At 62.1% G+C, this 21591-nt stretch carries 20 protein-coding genes; 11 read left to right on the top strand and 9 right to left on the bottom strand.

Going from position 1 to position 21591, the window contains the following annotated elements; translation table 11 throughout:
* The 4 genes from PCA10_RS14070 to PCA10_RS14055 are packed head-to-tail and all read left to right on the top strand — an operon-like array spanning position 1 to position 6006.
* Positions 1-1167 carry an acyl-CoA dehydrogenase family protein gene (locus tag PCA10_RS14070; protein WP_016492766.1) on the top strand — a complete coding sequence of 389 codons (1167 nt, stop codon included), beginning with the start codon at positions 1-3 and terminating at the stop codon, positions 1165-1167.
* Positions 1160-2713, top strand: a complete 1554-nt coding sequence (locus PCA10_RS14065) for a class I adenylate-forming enzyme family protein (protein WP_016492765.1) — start codon at positions 1160-1162, stop codon at positions 2711-2713. Before PCA10_RS14070 ends, PCA10_RS14065 begins: the two co-directional genes overlap by 8 nt.
* Positions 2714-2753: 40 nt before the next feature.
* Positions 2754-3770: a Rieske 2Fe-2S domain-containing protein gene (locus PCA10_RS14060; RefSeq protein WP_016492764.1), complete on the top strand. Its 1017-nt coding sequence runs from the start codon at positions 2754-2756 to the stop codon at positions 3768-3770.
* Positions 3771-3798: 28 nt separating this feature from the next.
* A complete protein-coding gene (locus PCA10_RS14055; protein ID WP_016492763.1) occupies positions 3799-6006 on the top strand; it encodes an acyl-CoA dehydrogenase in 2208 nt (735 codons plus the stop codon).
* 74 nt (positions 6007-6080) lie between these two features.
* On the opposite strand, the gene PCA10_RS14050 is transcribed toward PCA10_RS14055, so the two are convergent.
* The 4 genes from PCA10_RS14050 to PCA10_RS14035 form a co-directional block, all read right to left on the bottom strand.
* Positions 6081-7142, bottom strand: a complete 1062-nt coding sequence (locus PCA10_RS14050; RefSeq protein ID WP_016492762.1) for a hypothetical protein — start codon at positions 7140-7142, stop codon at positions 6081-6083.
* 95 nt (positions 7143-7237) lie between these two features.
* On the bottom strand, positions 7238-8017 hold the full coding sequence (locus PCA10_RS14045) for an enoyl-CoA hydratase/isomerase family protein (RefSeq protein ID WP_016492761.1): 780 nt from the start codon (positions 8015-8017) through the stop codon (positions 7238-7240).
* Positions 8010-8906 (bottom strand): alpha/beta fold hydrolase, encoded by an 897-nt coding sequence (locus PCA10_RS14040; RefSeq protein WP_016492760.1) that lies wholly within the window; start codon positions 8904-8906, stop codon positions 8010-8012. Before PCA10_RS14040 ends, PCA10_RS14045 begins: the two co-directional genes overlap by 8 nt.
* 6 nt (positions 8907-8912) lie before the next feature.
* Positions 8913-9707, bottom strand: a complete 795-nt coding sequence (locus PCA10_RS14035) for an enoyl-CoA hydratase/isomerase family protein (protein WP_016492759.1) — start codon at positions 9705-9707, stop codon at positions 8913-8915.
* A gap of 235 nt (positions 9708-9942) precedes the next feature.
* Between PCA10_RS14035 and PCA10_RS14030 the strand changes: the two genes are divergently transcribed.
* Entirely contained in the window at positions 9943-11028 is a 1086-nt protein-coding gene (locus PCA10_RS14030; protein WP_041770270.1) for a glycerol dehydrogenase, read from the top strand.
* Positions 11029-11081: 53 nt separating this feature from the next.
* On the opposite strand, the gene PCA10_RS14025 is transcribed toward PCA10_RS14030, so the two are convergent.
* The 4 genes from PCA10_RS14025 to PCA10_RS14010 form a co-directional block, all read right to left on the bottom strand.
* The gene (locus tag PCA10_RS14025) at positions 11082-11888 is read right to left on the bottom strand and encodes a metal-dependent hydrolase (protein ID WP_016492757.1); all 807 of its coding nucleotides are present in this window, start codon (positions 11886-11888) and stop codon (positions 11082-11084) included.
* A 162-nt stretch (positions 11889-12050) separates the two neighbouring features.
* Entirely contained in the window at positions 12051-13184 is a 1134-nt protein-coding gene (locus PCA10_RS14020) for an epoxide hydrolase family protein (protein ID WP_016492756.1), read from the bottom strand.
* 55 nt (positions 13185-13239) lie between these two features.
* The gene (locus PCA10_RS14015; protein ID WP_197539868.1) at positions 13240-14058 is read right to left on the bottom strand and encodes an enoyl-CoA hydratase-related protein; all 819 of its coding nucleotides are present in this window, start codon (positions 14056-14058) and stop codon (positions 13240-13242) included.
* A 52-nt stretch (positions 14059-14110) separates the two neighbouring features.
* Positions 14111-15262, bottom strand: a complete 1152-nt coding sequence (locus PCA10_RS14010; protein ID WP_016492754.1) for a thiolase — start codon at positions 15260-15262, stop codon at positions 14111-14113.
* 173 nt (positions 15263-15435) lie between these two features.
* Between PCA10_RS14010 and PCA10_RS14005 the strand changes: the two genes are divergently transcribed.
* Genes PCA10_RS14005 through PCA10_RS13995 form a run of 3 tightly spaced genes read left to right on the top strand, consistent with a single transcriptional unit; the run spans position 15436 to position 18059 of the window.
* Positions 15436-16332 (top strand): alpha/beta fold hydrolase, encoded by an 897-nt coding sequence (locus tag PCA10_RS14005; protein ID WP_016492753.1) that lies wholly within the window; start codon positions 15436-15438, stop codon positions 16330-16332.
* A gap of 20 nt (positions 16333-16352) precedes the next feature.
* Positions 16353-17213, top strand: a complete 861-nt coding sequence (locus PCA10_RS14000) for a MaoC/PaaZ C-terminal domain-containing protein (RefSeq protein ID WP_016492752.1) — start codon at positions 16353-16355, stop codon at positions 17211-17213.
* Between the two features lie 15 nt (positions 17214-17228).
* Positions 17229-18059 (top strand): SDR family NAD(P)-dependent oxidoreductase, encoded by an 831-nt coding sequence (locus PCA10_RS13995; protein ID WP_016492751.1) that lies wholly within the window; start codon positions 17229-17231, stop codon positions 18057-18059.
* A 68-nt stretch (positions 18060-18127) separates the two neighbouring features.
* Here the strand turns inward: PCA10_RS13995 and PCA10_RS13990 are convergent, their stop codons facing one another.
* Positions 18128-18448 carry a 2Fe-2S iron-sulfur cluster-binding protein gene (locus PCA10_RS13990; protein ID WP_016492750.1) on the bottom strand — a complete coding sequence of 107 codons (321 nt, stop codon included), beginning with the start codon at positions 18446-18448 and terminating at the stop codon, positions 18128-18130.
* Between the two features lie 101 nt (positions 18449-18549).
* Between PCA10_RS13990 and PCA10_RS13985 the strand changes: the two genes are divergently transcribed.
* From PCA10_RS13985 to PCA10_RS13975, 3 genes are all read left to right on the top strand, one after another.
* A complete protein-coding gene (locus PCA10_RS13985) occupies positions 18550-19851 on the top strand; it encodes a cytochrome P450 (protein WP_158491045.1) in 1302 nt (433 codons plus the stop codon).
* Between the two features lie 32 nt (positions 19852-19883).
* Positions 19884-20639, top strand: a complete 756-nt coding sequence (locus tag PCA10_RS13980) for an SDR family oxidoreductase (protein WP_016492748.1) — start codon at positions 19884-19886, stop codon at positions 20637-20639.
* Positions 20640-20730: 91 nt separating this feature from the next.
* On the top strand, positions 20731-21546 hold the full coding sequence (locus tag PCA10_RS13975; protein ID WP_016492747.1) for an SDR family oxidoreductase: 816 nt from the start codon (positions 20731-20733) through the stop codon (positions 21544-21546).
* Positions 21547-21591 lie beyond the last annotated feature (45 nt).

Here is a 21591-nt window from a genome sequence, read left to right as displayed (position 1 = left end):
ATGAACTTCGACTTCACCGATGAGCAGAGACTGCTCTCCGACAGCGCCGAGCGCTATATCCGCGAACGCTACTCCTTCGAGGAACGCAGGCATCTGTTCAAGAACCCCGAAGGTTTCTCTCGCCAGCACTGGAACGCCTTTGCCGAAATGGGCTGGCTGGCCCTGGACATTCCCGAGGAGTTCGGCGGCCTGGGCGGCAGCAGCCATGACCTGGTCCTGCTGATGGAACAGCTTGGCAGCGGCCTGGTGGCCGAACCTCTGGTGGACAGCGCCGTGCTCTGTGCCCGAGTGCTGCGCGCCTGTGACAACCTCGAATTGCGCGAACGCCTGCTCGCTCAGGTCGCTGCCGGCGATGTGGTACTAGCTCTGGCGCACCAGGAGCAACAGATGCGTCACGAGTATGATTTCGAGCTGACTACCAAGGCGCGTCCTGTGTCCAACGGCTGGAACCTATCCGGGGGCAAGCACCGGGTGTTCCATGGCGCCAGTGCCGACTATTGGGTAGTTAGCGCCGAAATTGAAGGCACCGGTGACTTTGCTTTGTTCCTGCTGGAGCGTCATCCGGTGGGAGCGGCCGTGGACAGCTACGAGCTGATCGATGGCACCCGCGCGGCTGATATCACACTGGACCATGTTGTGATTCCGGAAAGCGCCCTGCTCATCCGTGGCGAGGCTGCCCAGGAAGCCCTGGAGGAAGCCCTCGACCACGCAGTGCTTGCCACCAGCGCTGCTTGCCTGGGCTCCATGGAACAGGTCATGGCCATGACCGCCGACTACCTCAAGACCCGCGTGCAATACGGGCAACCTCTGGCGCAGTTCCAGGCCCTGCAGCACCGCATGGCGGAGATGTTCATCGAGACCGACCAGGCTCGCTCGATGCTGTTCAGCGCTGTTCGGGCCGTTGAGTCCGGCGATTCCCTGCAACGCCGTCTGGCCATTTCTGGCGCCAAGGTGATTGTGACCCGCGCCCAATACTTCGTCAGCGGTCAGGGTATCCAGCTCCACGGCGGCATAGGCACTACCGATGAATACGCCGTCGGCCACCACTACAAGGCCGCGGTGGTCTACGACAAGCGTTTCGGTGACAGCGAATTCCACCTCGACCGCTCCAATGCCGACCTGAGACCGGCTGATGGTCGTCCCCTGCGGAGTGCCCTCAATGCATGACTACTTGCCCCTTTCCTTCGCCGACGACCTGGAGCAGCGCGCCCGTTTCTATTCCCATGAGCCGGCCTATATCCAGGGTGAGCGCCGCATCAGTCACGGCGAGCTGCTGACCAGCGCCAAGCTGATCGGCTCTGCCATCTACAGGGCTGGATTACGTCGCCAGGACCGAGTCGGCATCTTCTCGATGAACTCCATCGAGTTCGGCGAGATCATGGCCGCTACCCAGTGGGCCGGCTTCATCCTGGCGCCGGTGAACTTCCGCCTGGCACCTGCAGAGATAGCCAGCATCATCCGCGACGGTGCGCCCAAGCTGTTCTTCTTCGAGGCCCAGTACCTGCCGGTGATGGAGCAGTTGCGTCATGAACTGCCGTCGGTACAGACCTACGTCTGCATCGGCGGTGAGACGGATTGGGCCGTGCATCACGAGGACTTCTTCAGCGCCGGAGACGAGGCCGGCCCGCCAATTCGCTCTACCGAGGAAGATATCTGCTGCCTGATCTACACCAGTGGTACCACCGGCAAACCCAAAGGCGTGATCTGGGGGCACCGTGAGTACCGCCAACTGGCCCAGGTGGATACCTGGTTATGCGACATGCAGCAGCCGGATGTCACCTTGATCGTCATGCCCATGTTCCACCTGGGCGGCATGGTCATCAGCCTGTCCCAGCACGTGCGTGGTGGCGCCGCCTATCTGCAGCGGCAATTCGAGCCGCTGGACGTACTCAAGGCCATCGAGCAGGAACGCCTTTCCATCCTGCTTCTGGCTCCGACCATGGTGCAGATGGTGCTCGACCACCCCTATGTAGCCGAGGCCGATCTCTCCAGCGTCCGCACCATCATCTATTCCGCCGCGCCCATGCCGGTGCCGGTCCTCAAGCGCGCCATCGAAGTGTTTGACGGCTGCGGTTTCGTCAACCTCTTCGGTCAGAGCGAAATCTGCATGTTCTGCCTCTCTCCCGAGCAACACAGGCCGGACGGCAGCGAAAAGGACCGCAAGCGCTTGGGTTCGGTGGGCAAGCCCTACCCCAACCTGCTGGCCAAGGTCGTGGACGAAGATGGCAATGACTGCCCGGTCGGTGAACCCGGTGAGATCCTTGCGAGAAGCAGCGCCATGTTCCGCGGCTACTGGAATAACCACGGAGCCACCCTGGAGACCCTGCGCGATGGCTGGTGCCATACCGGTGACATGGGCCGTTTCGACGAGGATGGCTTCCTGTACCTGGTGGATCGCAAGAAGGACATGATCATCACCGGCGGCGAGAACGTGTACTCCCGCGAGGTGGAGGAAGCCTTACTGCAACACCCGGCGGTATCGGAATGCGCGGTCATCGGTATCCCCGATCCCAAGTGGGGGGAGAACGTCTGCGCAGTGATCACCTTCAAGACCGGCCACAGTGCCAGCGAGGCTGAGCTCATCGAGCACAGCCGCAGCCTGATCGCCGGTTACAAGAAACCGAAGAAAGTCATAGTGGTCGACGCTCTGCCCAAGCTGGTGACCGGCAAGGTCAACAAGATCGAGCTGCGCAATCTGTACGCCCGGGCCTGAGGGCCTGGCACAGGTAATAACAACAAGAGGCACTGAGAAGATGCTCAATCTGTCCATGAAACCCACCGGCTGGTTCCAGATCGGCTGGAGCGCGGAAATTCCACCGGGCGGCGTCAAACCGATGAAGTACTTCGGGCATGACCTGGTGGCCTTTCGCAGCGACGCCGGCGTATTGACCGTGCTCGACGCCCACTGCCCGCATATGGGCGCCCACCTGGGCTATGGCGGAAAGGTGAAGGGGGACTGCATCGCCTGTCCCTATCACGGCTGGGAGTGGGGAGCCGAGGGGCAGAACACCCTGATTCCGGGCGAGGAGCGCAGGATTCCCAAGAAGATGCGCAAATGGCATGCAGTGGAACGCCACGGCATCCTCTTCCTCTGGCACGACCCATCGGACCTGGGCGGCAAACCCCGTGAAGGCTGGGAACTGCCGGATATCTTTGCGCACCCGGATCTCCCGGCAGATCCCCAGGACTTCTATCCCTGCTATCCCGATGCCATCGTCTTCAAGCCCGATGAGCGCATCCATCCGCAACTGATGACCGAGAACGCAGCGGATACCGCGCATTTCCGCTACACGCACCATGCCCCGGAAGATCCTGTGCTGCTGGAATTCGACACCAGTACCACAGTGTGGAAGTCGCAGATGGGCTTCCTCAACAAACACACCAAGGAAATCGCCCTGCGCCTGCACGCGCGCAATGCTGGTGTGGGCCTGTCCTTCACCATCTTCGAACACGGAGCTCTGGGCCGCCGACTGGTGCTTTCCTGCACGCCGGTGGACGACGAAATCTCGGATCTGCGCGTCAGCTACTTCTTCCCGCGGGACCCCATATCACCTGAAGTGATGCCCGAGCACGTGCGCAAGATGGCTCGACAGACCGAGGAACTGTTCGAGGAGGACGCACGTATGTGGCGTCATCAGCGATTCCGCCAGCAGCCGATCTTTGCCAGACGGGACGTCGAGGGCTACCGCGCCCTGCGTAAATGGTGCAAGCAGTTCTACGAGGCCGAAGGCTACCCAATCGGACCGCTGAAGGTGATGGAGGACGAGTAGTGACCCCCACCAGCATTGAGGTCTTGCCATGAATTTGTCGTTTACCGAAGAACAACTGCTGCTGCGAGACACTGTCGCTCGGCTGTTCGCTAGCGAATCCTCCCCGACTCGTGTGCGCGAAGTCGAAGCCGACGGCTTCGACCCGCACCTGTGGGAGCAGTTGGTAGAGCTTGGCATCCCCATGATGCGCGTCCCGGTCGAAGCCGGCGGTAGCGACATGGGCGTGCTCGACGCCCTGCTGGTGGCCGAGGAAGCGGGCCGCCACCTGGCCTCAGTGCCCTTGGCCGAAAGTCTTCCGGCGGCGCGTCTGCTGGCTCGACTGGACAGCCCCGAGGCCGCCGCGTTGCTATCTCGGATCGCCGAGGGAGCAGTGGTCAGCTTGCTACCACAGCCCCTGGACGCAGCTGCGCCCCTGGTAGTTCCGGGTGCACGCGCCGCGGAGGCAGTGCTGGCCATGGAAGGAAAACGGATATTCGCATTGCGCGGAGAAGCACTGCTGCAGCTACAGGCCAATCTGGGTAGCGACAGCTGTACCGTGCTGGACATCGACCAACTGGCCAGCCTGGAGCGCCAGCACCTGGCCTCCAGCGACGGTGCGGGCCGTGCCTTTCTCGCAGCGGTGGAAGAATGGAAGCTGCTCAAGGGAGCCATGCTTGCCGGGCTGGCGCGGCAAGCCATCCAACTGGCGGCTGACTATTCCTGTGAGCGCACGCAGTTCGGCAAACTCATTGGCAGCTTTCAGGGTATAGCTCATCCCCTGGCTGACGCCCTGACCGAAATCGAAGGTGCCCAACTGCTGCTCTGGCATGCCGTATCCGCCATCGCCCGCAACGAGCCGGATGCCGCCGCCCTGGTGCCCATGGCCTGGTGGTGGTCCGGACAGTCCGCAAACCGTGCCGTGGCCCGAGCCCTGCATAGCTTCGGTGGCTACGGCGTGTCGCTGGAGTACGACATTCAACTTTACTATCGCCGCGCTCGCGCTTGGTCCCTGTTGGCCGGCGATCCGGCACAGCAGCTGGACGCCATAGCCGACCGTCTCTGGAATCCGGAGTCCGACACGCCTCTGCCCGAAGCCGGCGAGGTGACCCTCGAATTCGGCTATGGCGAAGCGGCTGCCCGTTTTGCCGAAGAAGTACGCGCCTTCTTCGAGGCCAACCTGACCGACGAACTCAAGGCGCACGCCCATCATTCAGTGGACGGCTACCACGCGGGCTTCAACCGCCAACTGGCAAACGCCGGCCTCCTCTTCCCGCACTGGCCGGAACAATGGGGCGGCAGGAACAAATCGGCCTTCGACATGCATGCCCTGCAGGAAGTCTTCGAGTCGTTCAATTGGCAACGCATCACCGGCCCCATCACCAACCAGGTGGCGCAAATCGTCATGCGCTTCGCCAGCGAGGAGGCCAAGCAGGAGGCACTGCCCCGCTTCGCCCGCGGCGAGGCCCTGGCCTGCCTGGGCTTCAGCGAACCCACTTGTGGGTCCGATGTTTTCGCAGCCAGGACCCGCGCTACCCGGACCGTCGAGGGCGACTGGCTGATCGAGGGACAGAAGATTTTCACCACCGCGGCGAATCTGGCCGATTACTGTTTCCTGCTTGCACGCACCGATCCGGACGCACCGAAACACGCAGGCCTGACCTTGTTCCTGGTGCCGATGGACCTGCCGGGCATCGAGGTACACCCGGTGTACACCGTGCAGGACGAGCGCACCAACATCACTTACCTGAGCGGCGTGCGCGTACCTGACTGTTACCGAGTCGGCGAGATCAACGCTGGAACCTCGGTGATGGCCGCGACCCTGGAGCTGGAGCACAGCGGCGACCAGTACCGCATCAGCTTCTGGAATATGTACCGCCATGCCGTGAGCTGGGCTCGCGAGCAGGGCCGCCTGGGCGAGCAGGATGTGCGCCGCCGCCTGGCCAAGGTCGCAGTGCATACCACCATCGCCCGCGATCTCTGCTATCGGGCCAGTTGGTCGGTACAGGCCCAAGCCCCGAACCGGGCGGCCTATGGCCCAATGTCCAAGCTGTTTTCTACCGAGCAGTACCAACGGGATGCAGTAGAACTGATGGAGCTGTGCGCGCCCCGCTCCCTACTGTGTGACGACCATGGCGTGGGTCTGGTCGAACTGGGATATCGACAGTCCATCGGCATGACAATCTACGGTGGCACCAGCGAGATCCACCGTAGCCTGATCGCCGAACAGGGCCTGGGCATGCCACGTTCCCGTACCTGACCCGCCGCCGCGCTCCATCAAGAGCCAGGGGGCGCGGCATTCTCACCCAGGTACGATCGTCGATCGAGTGTCGGTCAGTGGCTTCCCGCCAATGTGCCGACCGGAGCCGGCAAGTCGAGGACACTGCGCCATCCGGGTGCAGCGGCCGCGATGCGCGGCAGGAAGTTCAGAGCTCTAGCGGCGTTCAGCGCTGCAACATGATCCGGCTCATCGGGATTCGCCACCAAGCCCAGTTCGCACTGAATCGTCGGAGATCCCTCGATAACCACGCGCCAGTTGGATGCATGCTCGGAGTCGCGCCAACCCGAGCCGATATCCAGTCGCGTCGTCTGCTCGTTGACCAGCTCATAGAACGGCTTGCCCCCGGAGAAGGCGGTAAACGTCCAACGCACGCCGGCGACCGTGTCTTTCGCCACTGCAAGCCCACTGGGCTGCAGAACCATATCGGCTTGCGACGCACCAAACTCCTTATTGGTCAGGCGAAGCTCATCCATCGTTACGCCCAAGCCCTGAGCCACCAGAGCAGCGGACTGGGCAATTCCCCACATCCATAGCCTGTCTATTTCCGAAGGGACGGCCGACGGATCGAATGGCGCTTCGGGAATAGGTTGGCCGATTCCCAGGTACTGCCCCATCTGAATCGCGGAGGGATAGTGCGGTATGTAGTTGCGTTGCATGGCTCTGACCATGCGGATATTGCTGGAGTAGCCCGAACAGAACAGCGGCAGTACATCGCTAATCAGTCCGGGAATGTTGCCACCGGCGACCAGCGCAGCACTACCCTGCTCCGCTGCCTCCTGAAGCATCCGATGTTCGGGCTGGCTCGGCAGATACCAGCCACCGATGCCGGAATAGACGCTGATCCCTGCTCGGAGAAACCGGGCGATGACCGCAGGCTCCCACTTCAGCCCGTGCCAGGACATGACATCAGCACCTAAGGTCGTAAGTGCGCCTACGTCACGCGTGGCAGCGATGCCGGTCGGAGCGGCTCCCACAATCTCTCCGACGTCTTGCCCGTCCTTGTCTTCACTGTGCACCAGCACACCCACCAGCTCGTAGGCCGGGTTACGCAGCAACTGACGGATCAGCTCGCGGCCGACGCCGCCGGTGTAGCAAACGATCACGCGTAAGGTCATCTGTTCTTTTCCCGCTGTGTTTTGGCGAAAAACAAAAGCCCCGGTCGTCTGAGCCGGGGCCTTGTCGTAATCGCTTTACCTACTACCGCCCTGGTCTACAGCCCCACGAATCCGGGCGCACGCTTATTTAGGAAGGCATCCACCGCCTCACGATGGTCGCGGGTGAGATACAGGGCGGCCTGGTTATCCATCTCGTAATCCAGGGCATCGCCGAGACAGGTAACGCCACGAGCAAGTGCCGAGCGCACCAGTGCAACAGACAAGGGTGCATTGGCGGTGAACTCAGCGGCGATTTCCAGACTCCGTGCCAGCAGGTCGGCGCCCTCTTCCAGGAGTTCATCCACTATGCCCAGCTGAGCCGCTTCGGCCGAAGCCACCACCCGTGCGCTATAGAAGATTCGTTTGGCCTGTGCCAGGCCTACACGCTGGGGCAAGGTCCAGAGCAGACCGAGATCGGGAATCAGGCCCACCTTGGCAAAGGACGACACGAACTTGGCACTGGGGGCTGCCACCACGAAATCGGCTGCCGTCGCAAGGGAGAAGCCGGCCCCGGCGGCGTAGCCTTCCACCATGGCGACCACGGGCTTGGTGCCTTCGACCACTGCCCGGATCACTCGATGGCCGAGCACCATGCGGCCGCGTCCCACTGGCAACGGCCGCTCGGCCGACATGCCGGAGACATCGCCCCCCGAGCAGAAATGCCCGTTGGCGCCCTTGAGCACAATGGCGCGCACCTCGGTATCGTCGTTCAGGGCCTCGAGGCACTCGGCCAGGGCAAACAGCATGTCCCGCGACAGCGCATTGCGGGTCTTCTCGTTGTTCAGGGTGACGACGGCGACGGCGCCGTGCCTTTCCTGCAGGACCAGTTCACTCATGTTCCGCTCCAGAGGCCAGCAGCCCGCGTAAGATCGAAATCACCGCGAGAGGCTGGTCAATCATCATATGATGGTAGGTTCCGGGTATGCCGAATGGGCCGCGCCCAAGGGGCAACAGCTCGACGGCCTGCTGGGCGTCCTGACGGCTGACCACCGGGCTGCATTCGCCATAGACCACATCCACGGGACGCTGCACGCGGGGCAGCAGGCTGACGCCAAGCTCCTCGTGGGCAAGGCCGACCGGCAGGTTGAGGTCGAACTTCCAGCACCAGCCCTGCTGCTCTTCACGCACTGAGTGGCGGGCAATATTTGCCAGAATCGGCAGCACCGGGTTCGGTTGCTCCGGCATCAGTCGGTATCGCTGCAGGGCGCTGGGCAGGTCCGGGTAATAGCGCTTGCTGCTGGTATTGGCGGTATCGACGGGAATCTCGACACCGGGCAAGACAATGAACGAGTCCAGCACTAGCAGACGTTTGAATAGCTCAGGACGGTCGGCGCAGGCGCGCAGTACCCGCGAGCCGCCGTAACTGTGACCGACGCCGATCACCGGGCCGAATCCGGCACCTTCGACCAGGTCAATGATGTCCAGAGCACCGAACTGCTCCGGATAGCTTTGGCGATGGTCGCTGTCGCCCATTCCAGATAGATCCAGAGCGACCACGCGGTAATCTTCGCTGAAGTAAGGTGCAATGGCGTCCCACCAGTGGGCGTGGCCACGCATACCGTGCACCAGCAACAACACAGGCCGCTCCGGCCCCTCCTCACCCCAACTCAGGTAATGCAGGCGCCGACCGTCCACCTCGAGAAAGCATGGACGGCCAGGACGCTGCATTGCCCAGGCAAGCCAGGCGGGCACTTCCACCTGCTCACGCTCCTGCGCAATGCCCATCAATACTTACTTCTTGTTGAACACAGGCTTGCGTTTTTCACGGAAGGCAGCGATGGCCTCGACGTGGTCCGGATGCTGCGAGGAGATGGCCTCGTAGGCCATGCCCACGTCCATCATGCTGGCGGCCATCTGGCGCAGCGGCACGTTGATGGTGGACTTGCTCCAGCGCAGCGACTGCACCGGCATAGCCGCCAGCTTGTCGGCATAGGCATCGACGTAGTCGTTCAATTCTGCTGCCGGCATGGCCTTGTTGATAAGACCAAAGCGCTCGGCCTCGGCCGCGCTCAGTTTCTCGCCGGTGAACAGATAGTGCTTGGCGCGAGCGTAGCCCATCAGGTAGGGCCACATGATCTGGCCGCCGTCGCCGCTGATCAGGGCAACGTTATTGTGCGGATCGCCAAAGCGAGCGGTGTCGGCGGCGAAGATCACGTCGCTGAATACGGCAACGGTCGAACCCAGGCCGATGGCATCGCCATTGACCTTGCAGATGATCGGTTTATCGCACTCCAGCATGCCGTTGACGATGCGCTTGGCTTCGCGAACGCAGCGGTAGAACTCGGCCGGGTTGTCATGCAGCCACTGCATGTACTCGATATCGCCACCTGCACTGAAGGCGCGCCCGGCACCGGTGAGGACGATGATGTCGCTCTCCTTGTCCTCCACCAGGTCATAGAACAGCCAGGACAGTTCGGTATGCGAATCCCCGGCGAAGCTGTTCAGTTTCTCGGGCTGGTTGAAGGTAACGGTGAGAACGCGGCCACGGCGTTCGAAGGTCATCGTCTTGTAGTCAGCGAAATTCATCGTCGCTCTCCAGGTCATGCGGGCTGTTGGTTTTTTCTTAAAGCTGACATTTGGTCAGTTCTGTGTAGAATGTATAGCACTGCACATGGGCTGGCAAGCAACTCGAAGCTTCGATGTTTATGTCAGGTATGGCGCCGCACCCGCTAATCAATCGGGAAACGGCGCAGCAGTTGGGTCAACGCGGATTCAGAGAACTAAAACTGACTCATATTCCACTCTAGCCAGGAGTCACCAGATGCGGATCTTTGCGGCAACCTCTCGATACGTGCAGGGCGCGGGGGCGCTTGACGACCTCGGCCGACATTGCCGTCCATTGGGCAGAAACGCCTTCGTAATCACCGATGCGGATATGGCCAGGTTGCTCGGTGCACGTGTAATGGCCAGTTTCGAAATAGCGGAGATGACCAGTTCTCTGGAGGTTTTCCCGGGAGAAATCACCCACGCCGCCATCGTCGAACTGGCGGAGCGGGCTCGCGGTTTCGGCGCGGACATGGTGGTAGGTCTGGGCGGCGGCAAGGCGCTGGACACCGCCAAGGGCGTGGCACTCAAGATTGGGGCTCGCAGCGTCAGCGTGCCCACCATCGCTTCCAACGATGGGCCTGCCAGTGCTGCCATCGCCATTTACGACGAGCACCACATCATGCAGGACATCCTCCACCTGCCGCGCAATCCCGAGCTGGTACTGGCCGACACCCAAGTGATCGCCAATGCGCCGGTGCGTTTCTTGCGTGCCGGCATAGGCGACGCCATCTCCAAGAAGTTCGAGGCCGAGGCATGCGCCGCAGCCGGGGCTACGACCCTGCTCGGCACCCCCGCTTCCCTGACTGGCCTCATGGCGGCCGACGCCTGCTATCGGATCATCCGCCAGCACGCGGTCGGTGCCGTGCGAGCGGTGGAGCGCAAGCAAGTCAACGAAGACCTGGAGGCCCTGGTGGAAGCAACGGTGTTGCTCAGCACCCTGAGCTTCGAGAATGGTGGGCTGTCCCTCGCCCATGCCTTGGCGAGGGGCTTTTCCTACCTGGACCGGGCCCGCGGTACCTTGCACGGTGATCACGTCGCTTACGGCCTACTGGTACAGCTGGTCATGGAGAATCGCAGTGAGCATTTCATTAGCGAGCTCTGCGCGTTCTACCGAGAGGTTGGCCTGCCCACCCGCCTGGCGGAATTCGGTCTGGAACAACCCACCGCGGGTGAAATCCGCGAGCTGGCGGAGAAGTCCATGGTCAGCCCCAGTGCGGCCCGTTTCGCTCCGCCGGTGAACGCCGACCAGCTGGAGGTCGCGATCCTAAAAGTAGAAGCCATTACCACTGCACAGACGTAATCGAGACAAAAAGAAAACGGGGAGCTCTGCTCCCCGTTATTTCACTTGCTCAATCAGCCAAAACGCGCCAGCAGCGCTGCCATACCAGGGGATGGAATCATCTTGCCCGGGTTGTAGAAGGGCGAAAGCACCTTCAGCAAGCGCTTGCGGCTGGCCTTGGAGATCTTCGCCTTGAGGGTCTTCTGCCGCTCGATGGAGCGCTCGCGCTCTTCAGGAGTCATGGACTCACGATCGACGCCATTAAGGTAGGCCGCCACTCTCGCGGTATGGGTTCCGATGTGCTTGACCGCGAAGATAAAGGCCCACACTCGGTAGAAATAAGCGAAGGGGCCGCTGCCAAAGAGCGCCTTATAGGCCTGGAAGCAGACCTCGCGGTGCTCGAACTCCTCGGCCAGATGCCACTTCCACAGGTCCACGGCTTCCTGGTCGGCCCCTTCCAGGTAGTCCTCGAGCTCTTCGAAGAATACCTGTCCTGCGGCCGACCCCATGGCCTCGAAACCTTCACAGTAGGCCACGTTGAAACGAAGGGACCTATTGGCGAGGAAGCTGGCGTAATCGTCGCGGTAGGGCTTTTCCAGATCCTGCATGCCGGCATAGCCCAACTTGTAGAGCATCTTGTTGAAGGCTACGTGTTGTTTGCAGTGCTGTACTTCCTGCTTGTTGAAGATCTCGATGTTCTCGCGTAGCGCCTGGTGCTCTTCACCCAGTTCATCCTTGACGCGCATCATCACCTTCACCAGGTAGGGCTCGATATGAGCCGGCACCGTGGAAAAGGCGTTATAGCTCTGGGCAAATTCGCGAACGGGCGCCCAGTGCGGGCGAATGCTGGCGAAATCGAAGCCGGGTTGGCGGACTTTCATCCCACTGTTCCTCTTGTTGTCATGTGATGCATCCGGTACATAGCCGAATGCTCGTCAGTTCATCGCGCGATACGGATCTGACGCCATAAATGACTATTTGTCAGTTGTAAGCTCATACCTGTCCCGCGTCAATCAGCGCTGCGACGATCGGTTACCGGTGGTTCAGTGCCTTCCCCAACGGCGCAGGTCCTCGACGAAGGCAGCCGGACTTTCCATGGCAGCGAAATGCCCGCCCTCCTCCAGATCGCTCCAGCCCGCAAGGTTGTAGACCAACTCCACCCGGCTACGTGGCGGTGCCGGCGATAGTGCGTCCCCGGTGCATTCGAGGAAGTGGGTCGGCACCTCGCATCGCTTGCCTTCCGGCAACAGGGTAAAGCCGTCCTTGACCACTCCGGGGTAGAACCAGGCGGCGCTGGCGAAACTGCCAGTCATCACGTAGATCAGGATATTGGTCAGCAGGCTATCGAGGCTGAACACCTCCTCGAAGGGGCGATTGCGCAGATCGGCCCAGTCGTGGAAACGCTCCAGAATCCAGGCGGCCTGGCCCATTGGGTTGTCAGCGGTGGCCCAGGCAATGGACTGCGGTTTGGTCATTTGTACGGCGGCATAGCCACTGTAGCCGCGCTGCGCAGCTTCGGCCCGAGCCTGCCAGGCCTTCTCGGCCTCATCCCGCGGCGGCACAAGGGAACGGAAACCCAGCATGTTCAGATGGATAGCCTCCACCTGGGCACCATGATCCAGCCCCAGCCAGGAGGTCACTATGGCGCCCCAGTCTCCGCCTTGGGCGCGATAACGCGTGTAACCGAGCACTTCGGTCATCAACTTGTTCCAGAGTGCAGCGGTCTGGCGTTGGGAGGTGACTCCGGCCGGCTTGCCGCTGAACCCGAAGCCAGGCAGGCTGGGGATCACCAGATCGAAGGCATCTTCGGCGTTGCCACCATGGCGCGACGGATAGGCCAGAGGCTCGATGGATTGCCAGAACTCGAAGTGCGACCCCGGCCAGCCATGCGTCAGCAGCAACGGCCGACGCCCTTCGGCCTCGCCCTTCACGTGGACGAAATGAACCACCTGGCCGTCGATCTCCACCTGGAACTGGGGATAGCGATTGAGCACCGCCATACAGGCCTGCCAGTCGAATGTCTCGACCCAATGGCGCTGCAATCCAGCTAGGAACGCTGCATCGCAACCCAGGGACCAGCCGGCTCCGGCGGGCGCAGGTGGCAGGCGGCAATCGGCAACCTTGGCAATAACGCGATCGATTTCGCTGCGCGTCCACTCGACCTGAAAATTCTTCATTTTTATTGTCTGCCTGTTCAGGGATGAAAAACGGCTGCAGGGGCAGCCGCGGCCATCAGGACCAAGACCAGTCCGGATCGCGTTTTTCCAGGTAGGCCTTGCGTGCTTCCTGGGAGTCGTTATAGCGCGTTACCCGGCCGGTATAGTCCTGCTCGATGCGGTACCCCTCTTTCAGCGACAGGTCTTCCACCCGGCTCAAGGACTCCTTACCCAGTCGCAGACCAATGGGGCTATTGCGCGCGACCTGCGCCGCCAGCTCCAGGGCAGCGCTCATCAGTTGCGCCGGCGGTACCACGGCTTCCACTGCGCCCAGTCGGTAGAACTCCTGGGCAGGCACCGCCTCACCGGTGAAGAACATTCGGCGGGTTTTGAAAGGGCCGACCAGGCGCTGCAAGTGACGGGCGCCGCCCAGTACTCCGGCCTTGATTTCGGGCACGGAGAAGCTGGCGTTTTCCGAGCAGACGATCATGTCACAACTGGCCACCAGGACCAGCCCGGCGCCGATGGCCTTGCCGTTGACCGCGGCTATCACTGGTAGCGGGCATTCGAGAATGGCCCAGAAGCATTCGCGTACTACAGCGCCCGGGTCGAGCAGGTCGATACTGCTGTCGTCCTCGACCAACTGGCGAGCATGACGGCGCGACGAGTCGTTGAGGTCGATGCCGCCGCAGAAGATCTTTTCACCAGGCGCAGTGAAGACAATCACGCTGGCTTCGGTGGAGCGCGCCAGGGCATTGAAGGTGGCCGTCAACTCGCGAATAGCCACCGAGTCCAGTGCATTGACCGGCGGCCGGTCGAGGGTGACGGTGGCAACGCGCTCGCGAATCTCGACCTGTACATGACGCATCGCGGGCAAACTGGCAGGGATATTCATGTTTGGATCTCTCGGGTTATCAGGCCGGCGGCCTTCTTGTCGTGAGGGACGGTCAGACACAGTCTGCCGTTCCCAGGATCATGGTCGCCTGGCTGGACAGGGTGCCGCCGTTGGCATGGGCTAGCGCCAGACGTGCCCCCGCCACCTGGCGATCGCCGGCCTCTCCGCGTAATTGCAGGCAGGATTCGACCAGGGTGAACAGCCCGTACATGCCGGGATGGCAGCACGACAGACCGCCGCCATTGGTGTTGACCGGCAGCGAGCCGCCCGGACCAATGTTTCCGCCGGAAACAAAGCGCCCTCCCTCCCCTTTGGGACAAAAGCCCAGATCTTCGAGGAACAGAATGGTGTTTATGGTGAAGGCGTCGTAGAGCTGGACCACATCGATGTCCTGCGGCCCGACGCCGGCAATGGCGTAGGCGCGCTGACCCGACTCGCGAGCAGCGGTAACTGTCAGGTCATGGGACTGGTCCACCCCGGAGTACCAGGTGGAGGCAGCCGCGCCCAGTACGTGGATAGGCTGTGCATGGAGGTCACGGGCACGGTCGGCGCGCGTGAGCACTATGGCAGCGGCGCCGTCGGTAACCAGGCAGCAGTCACGAACGCTAAGCGGATCGGACACCATACGGGCCTTCAGGCAGTCCTCGATGGTCAACTCGTCGCGGGCAAAGGCTTCCGGATTCAAACGGGCCCAATTGCGCGCGGCCACTGCGACCTCTGCCAGTTGCTCGCGGGTGGTGCCGTATTCATGCATATGCCGCGACGCCGCCAGTGCGTAGGACGACAAGGGCGTCAATGGCTTGTAGGGCTTCTCATAGGGCGACGGTAGACGCATGGACACCAGTCCGCCTGACACCGTGCGCTGGTTGCTGCCATAGATGATCAGCGCCGTATCGCAATAGCCCGCCTCCAGCATCAGGCTGGCCGCTATCACATGGGAATGGAAGGCCGAACCGCCGGTGCGATTGTTCTCGGTGAAGCGCGGCGTGATTCCCAGGTATTCGGCAGCGCTCAGCCCAGACAGCGCGTCGTCCGGAGTACAGACAAACAGCGCATCGACATCGGTCAGCTTGAGGTTGGCGTCCTTCAACGCCAGCACCGCCGCTTGCGCGGCAAGGTCCAGCGGACGCATCCCGGGAGATTCGCCCATGCCATAGGTGGCTGCACCGACTATGGCCACGCGGCCACGAGGAAACTGCTCCATTGCCCTACTCCGCTGGCGACCTTTCGAAGGTCGCATTGTTCTGGACTCGACTTACATAACTAACATAGTATCAGTTACGACCTAAGCTACTCCATGCCGGAGTCCGGCGCAAGGAGCTCCTAGCCAAGGGCAGGTGTCTAGTTTTCAGTTTCCGTGACGGATAAGGCCATTGCATGAGCGAGTTATCCAGCAATCTCACATCTCTTTGTGCAGTCCGCCCCGAATGGGTCGAGTGGGCCCTGGCACAGCCAGGTCGTTCGCACTTCGTCGAAGCCAATGGCTCCCGCCTACACTTTCTTTCCTGGGGATTCGAGGACACACATAAGCCCACTCTGCTGTTCGTCCATGGTTTTCGCGGCCACGCCCATTGGTGGGATTTCATCGCGCCCTGGTTCGCCGAGGAGTACCGGGTCGTGGCCATGGACCTCTCCGGTATGGGCGACAGCGCCCACCGTGCGCAGTACGACGCCACCACCCTGGGGCGTGACATCGCCGCCATCGCGGAACACATAAGCCAATCACCGTTAATCGCGGTCGGCCATAGCTATGGCGGTTCGCGCCTGTTGCGGGCCTGTGGCGAGAGACCCGAACTGTTCCAGCGTCTGGTGATAGTCGACAGCTATGTGCTGTTCGAGGGTGAGAGCCTGCCGCCCGAACCCATCAAGGTTCGCGGCAACCACGAGTACCCTGACCTCGAAAGCGGCGCCGCACGATTCCGCCTGATACCCGCGCAGGCGGACGCGATGCCATGCCTGGTGGAACATGTGGCCGGTCATTCCCTGCGGCGAAATGGCGAAGGCTGGCGTTGGAAGTTCGACATCGGTCTGCCGCCGGGTGGCGCCCGCGAGACGGACGGCGGGCAGATGCTCGCACGGGTGACCCGTCCGGTTGACTACCTCTATGGAGAGCGCAGCGTGGTGGTCAGTCGGCAGCGCGCCGAGCAAATCGTCCAGGCCCTGCCCCATGCCCGCGGCCCCATCGCCATTCCTGCCGGACATCACCACCTGATGTTCGACCAGCCCCTGACCTTGATCAGCACCCTGCGCGCGCTCCTCGCCGCGCAGCCTTGAAGACCACAGGAAGACCCAAGATGGCCATCGACTACGAAAAGCTCCTCGACCTGCAGATCCCGGACACCCAACAGACCTATACCCACAAGGACAGCATCCTTTATGCCTTGAGCCTGGGTTATGCCAGCGACCCGCTGGACGCCAGGCAGCTGCCCCTGGTCTATGAGGCCGAGCTGCACGCCGTGCCCACCATGGGCGTGGTCCTTGCTCACCCCGGCTACTGGCCCAGGACCATGAACACCGGACTGGACTGGGTACGCATCGTCCACGCCGAACAGGGCCTGACATTGCACAAGCCCCTGCCGGCCGAAGCGCAAGTGATAGGAAAGTCGCGAGTGGTGGACATCATCGACAAGGGCGCCGACAAGGGCGCGCTGATTACCTATGAGCGGCGCATCCTCGAGCGATCCAGCGGCGATCTCCTGTGCACCATCACCCAGACCATGCTTGCCCGTGGTGACGGCGGCTTTGGCGGCCCGCAACGGAGCGTAGCGCCACCCCCGTCTGTACCGGAGCGCCCGGCCGACCATTGGGTGGACCTGCCTAGCTTGCCAAGCATGGCACTGCTCTATCGGCTCAACGGCGACTGGAACCCGCTGCACGCCGACCCGGAAGTCGCACGTAAGGCTGGTTTCGAGCGCCCCATTCTGCATGGCCTGGCCACCTGGGGCATCGCCGGGCGCGCCATAATGCAGGCAGTGTGCGATTTCGACGGCAGCCGCATCGCCTCGATCTTCGGCCGGTTCACTGCCCCAGCCTATCCCGGCGAAACCTTCCGTACCGAAATTTGGGTCGACGGTTCCACTCTGGCCTTCCGCGTGCGGGCCGTGGAGCGCGACGTTATCGTGATCAATAACGGCCGCGTCGAGCTGCGCGCCTGAACTGAGGGATATTCCATGACACCCAAAGATATTCAACTCGATGGCAAGGTGGCATTTATCACCGGAGGCTCCGGTGGAATAGGAGCGGGTATCGCCCGCAACCTGGCTAACTTTGGAGCTTTGGTGGCCATCGCCGATATCGATGTGGAAGGCGGCGAACGCCTGGTGGCAGAGATTCGAGAACAGGGCGGGGACGCGCTGTTCTTGCAGACCGATGTCAACCATACCGAGCAGATCAATGCGGCTGTCGAGGAGGCGGCGCGACACTTTGGGCGGCTCGACATTCTCGTGAACAATGCGGGCGGCGTGCGCAGAAGGCCCTTTCTGGAACAGACCGAAAAGAGCTGGCGCAAGCACATCGACTTCAATCTGATCAGCACCCTAGCTGCGACTCAGGCAGCGGCCAGGGCCATGGTCGGCTTCGGCCGCGGCGGCACCATCATCAACATTGCCAGCAGCGAGGGGCTTCGGGCAGCGCCGGGCTTCGCCGTTTATGCGGCCTGCAAGGCAGGGATGATCAGTTTCACCCGCTCCATGGCGCTGGAACTGGCCGAGCACAATATCCGCGTGCATGCCCTGGCTCCGGACATGATCCTCACACCTGGGCATGCGCCCTACTTCGAAGCGGCAGGCGAAGCCGGACGCGCCGCTCGCGACCGGTACATTCCTATGGGGCGTGTCGGCAGTACGGATGAATTGGCGGGAGTGGTGATCTTCCTAGTGTCCAACCTGGCTACTTTCGTCACCGGCCTGACCCTGCCGGTGGACGGCGGTGCCATCGCCTCCAGTGGCTGGACACGTTCGCCGGTGTCCGGGGCCTGGGACCTTTACCACGCACCGGAGTGACAACTTCGCGCAGGTCGGCCCCCGCGTGCCGACCTGCAAGCCTCCTGCCCTGGCAGTCCCTCACAGCCTCAGAGCTGAGATATCGGCAGCTTCACCATCAGCCCATCCATCGCCTCGCTCAACACTACCTGGCAAGCCAGCCGGCTGCTCGGTAGTACGTGCAAGGCGCAATCCAGCATCAACCGTTCCTCCTCGACTGGCTCCGGCAAGGCTTCCGCCCAGGCGCCCTCGACATAGCAGTGACAGGTGGCGCAGGAGCAGCTGCCGCCGCAGTCTCCGAGGATTCCCGGTACCAGATTGGCCAGGGCCGCCTGCATCAATGACTGGCCAGCTTCCGCCTCGATTCGGTGCTGCCCGCCATCGTGCTGGATGAAGGTAATGGTCGGCATGTTGAATCCTCCGGGGTTGTTGTTTTTCGTTCCCGATGAGTAATATAACTAAGCATTCGCCAGCTTTCCAAGTCGACCGCCAAGCCGATTCGCAACCGCGAATGGCGAAGGCGACGAAAAGCTATCAATGCTGGCGAATCACGAGGGCTTACCCATCAAAACAACAATACGAGGGACCCATCATGACCGCTCCACTCAGCGAACTCCCGGATCACGTACCCGCCGACCTGGTTCGCCACTTCGACCTCTATGAACCCATCGAGGGAGATGACGATTACCAGACCTGGTTCACCAAACTGCAGGCCGCAGGTACGCCCGACATATTTTGGACCCGGCACAATGGCGGCCACTGGGTAGTGACCCGGGGCGAAGACTTCGATCACGTCCTGAAGACCCCCGAGACCTATTCTTCGCGCATCAACGTGGTGCCGCGCGAGCGGCTCATGCCCATCGTCAGCAAGCCGATCCAGCTGGACCCTCCAGACCATACTCGCTACCGCAACTTGCTTATACCGGCCTTCTCCCCCAAAGCGGTCGTACCCCTGGGCGAAAAAGCGCGGGCGCTAACCATCGAGCTGATCGAAGGATCTCTTGCCCGTGGGCGATGCGAGTTCGTTTCGGAGTTCGCCCGCCGCTTGCCGATCGGCATTTTCATGGACATGGTCGCCCTGCCGACAGCAGATCGCGAGCAGTTGCTGGAGTGGGTGGACGAAATGATCCGTCCAACCCAGGTGGACAGCCTCGAAGCCGGCAACCAACTGATACGGTACGCCTTCGACCAACTTCAGGAGCGTCGCGCCGAACCGGGCAGCGACCTGCTCTCGGAGCTGACCCGAGCCCAAGTGGGCGGCAACCCCCTGCAGGATGAAGAACTGGTGGGCATGTTCTTCCTGCTGCTGCTGGGCGGACTGGACACCGTGGCCGCCATGCTCAGCTTCATCATCCGCCATCTGGCCTCTCATCCCGAGGCGCGCCGCGAGCTGATCGAGCACCCCGAGCGGATTCCCGCTGCAGCAGAGGAACTGATGCGGCGTTTCCCGATTTCCACTCTGGTGCGCGTGGTAACCCGGGATCACGAATACAAGGGCATCAATTTCCGCGAGGGCGACCTGGTACTGATGCAGACCTCCGCCCACAGTGTCGACGATCGCTTGTTCAACGATCCGCTGGCAGTGGACTTCGAACGCAAGGTGGTGTTCCACGGCACTTTTGGTAGCGGCGCTCACCGCTGCATCGGTTCAATGCTGGCGCGCGTCGAGGTCCGCGTGTTCCTTGAAGAGTGGCTCAAGCGCATTCCCGAGTTTCGCCTCAAGCCAGGCCAGCCCTTGAGAGTGGAGCCCGGCATGGTGCTGGCCATGCCGCGTCTTGAGCTCGAGTGGGATATCACCGAAAGCCGCCCCTGACCCCTACCGAATAACAACAAGAGGCTATTCCCATGAGCACATCGAGTCTGCAAGGCAAGGTTGCAGTGGTAACCGGCGGAGCGCTTGGCCTTGGTCGCCAGGTCACCGCCCAATTGTTGGAACAAGGCGCTCGCGTCGCCATCCTCGGTCGTACCGCCGCAACCCTGCAACGCGCCGCCGACGAACTGGGCGAACACCTGCTGCCCGTGGTAGCGGACGTTGCCGACCCTCAACAGGTGCGGCACGCGTTTGCCAAGATCGTCACGGCGTTCGGCGGCGTCGATATCCTGGTCAACAACGCCGCCGTCTACCAAGCCTTCGGCCTGGACGAGGCCAGCGACGAAGAGTTGCAGACCACCTTCGCGGTCAATGTGCTCGGCCCGTCTTTCTGCATACGCGAGGCGATCCCGCTGATGCGCCAGCGCGGTGGTGGTGACATCGTCAACGTTTCATCGGAGTCGGCACGTGCTCCCTTCCCGCTATTGGCGGCCTACGCCGCCTCCAAAGCCGCGCTGGAAACCCTCTCTGCCGGACTGCGCAACGAACTCCGGGCAGACGGCATCCGGGTCACGGTATTCCGCTCCGGGCATATGAACGGCGACAACACCAGCGTGCTCTCCTGGCCCGAAGGCCGTCTCCAACGTTTCCTCGAGGCTATCGAGCTTTCCGGGCACGGCCGCTTCGTGGGTGCAGGCATGGCGCCGCAGACAGTCGCCAGGGCATTGGTCTCGGCCATCGCCCTGCCACGCGAGGCGAATGTTGATTTTCTCGAGGTGCGCCCGGCCTGACGGGTCGCGTCATGAATCGCCCCGCTCGAGGCAGCGCTTGCCTCGTGTGGGTAGCCGGATCGGCCGATAAAACATCCAGAGGAAAACACACATGAACAAGGAATTGGTGATCATCACTGGCCTTGGCGCGATGGGCCTTGCCTGTGCCCGAAGGCTGGGCACGGGCCGCCACCTGCTGCTGGTGGACAACTCCAGTGAGCGACTGCACGAGGCCGAACAGGCACTGGCCGAAGACGGTCACAGCGTCGAGAGTCTCCTGCTTGATTTGGGCGCCAGCGACGCGGGACAACGTCTGGCCGAGCGGATAGAGGCCGCTGGTGTAGCTTTGCGACTATTGCTGCACACGGCGGCGGTATCTCCCACTCAGGCCAGCGCGCGAACCATCTACCAGGTCAACCTAGAAGGCACCGCATATATGCTGGAACAGCTGACGCCCTACCTTGCCCCCGGCTCGGTGGGCATCGTGATCGCCAGCATGGCCGGACAGTTCGTCAGCCTGACCCCGGAGCAGGAACAGGCCTTGGCAAGCGGTCCAGCTCAGTCGCTTGCGGCATTGGCAGCCAACTGGGAAGGCTCGGAGGATACCAATCGGGCCTATATGGTCGCCAAGCGTGGTAACCAGCTGCGCGTCGAAGCCGAGGCATTGCGCTGGGCCCGACATGGCGCTCGCCTGGTCTCTATCAGCCCAGGCATCATCTCCACTGCGCAGGGCCGCCAGGAGGTGGCCGAACAACCCCAGGTTGCGCAACTGGTACACGACTGCCCGGTTGGCCGCATCGGCACGCCGGAGGACATCGCAGCCTGCGTAGAGTGGCTAGCGAGCCCCGCCGCGGGATTCGTCACCGGTACCGACCTGCGCATTGACGGTGGCACCATTGCAGCACTGCGCTGGGCCTCCGAGAGATGAGCACCCGTAAGTACTTTGCTGGCAGAATGTCGCACGCCACGTAAC

It is taken from the genome of Pseudomonas resinovorans NBRC 106553 (assembly GCF_000412695.1).
GTDB classification, from domain to species: domain Bacteria; phylum Pseudomonadota; class Gammaproteobacteria; order Pseudomonadales; family Pseudomonadaceae; genus Metapseudomonas; species Metapseudomonas resinovorans_A.
The sequence above is the reverse complement of the archived record's forward strand: the minus strand, read 5'-3'. Positions and strand labels throughout refer to the sequence as shown.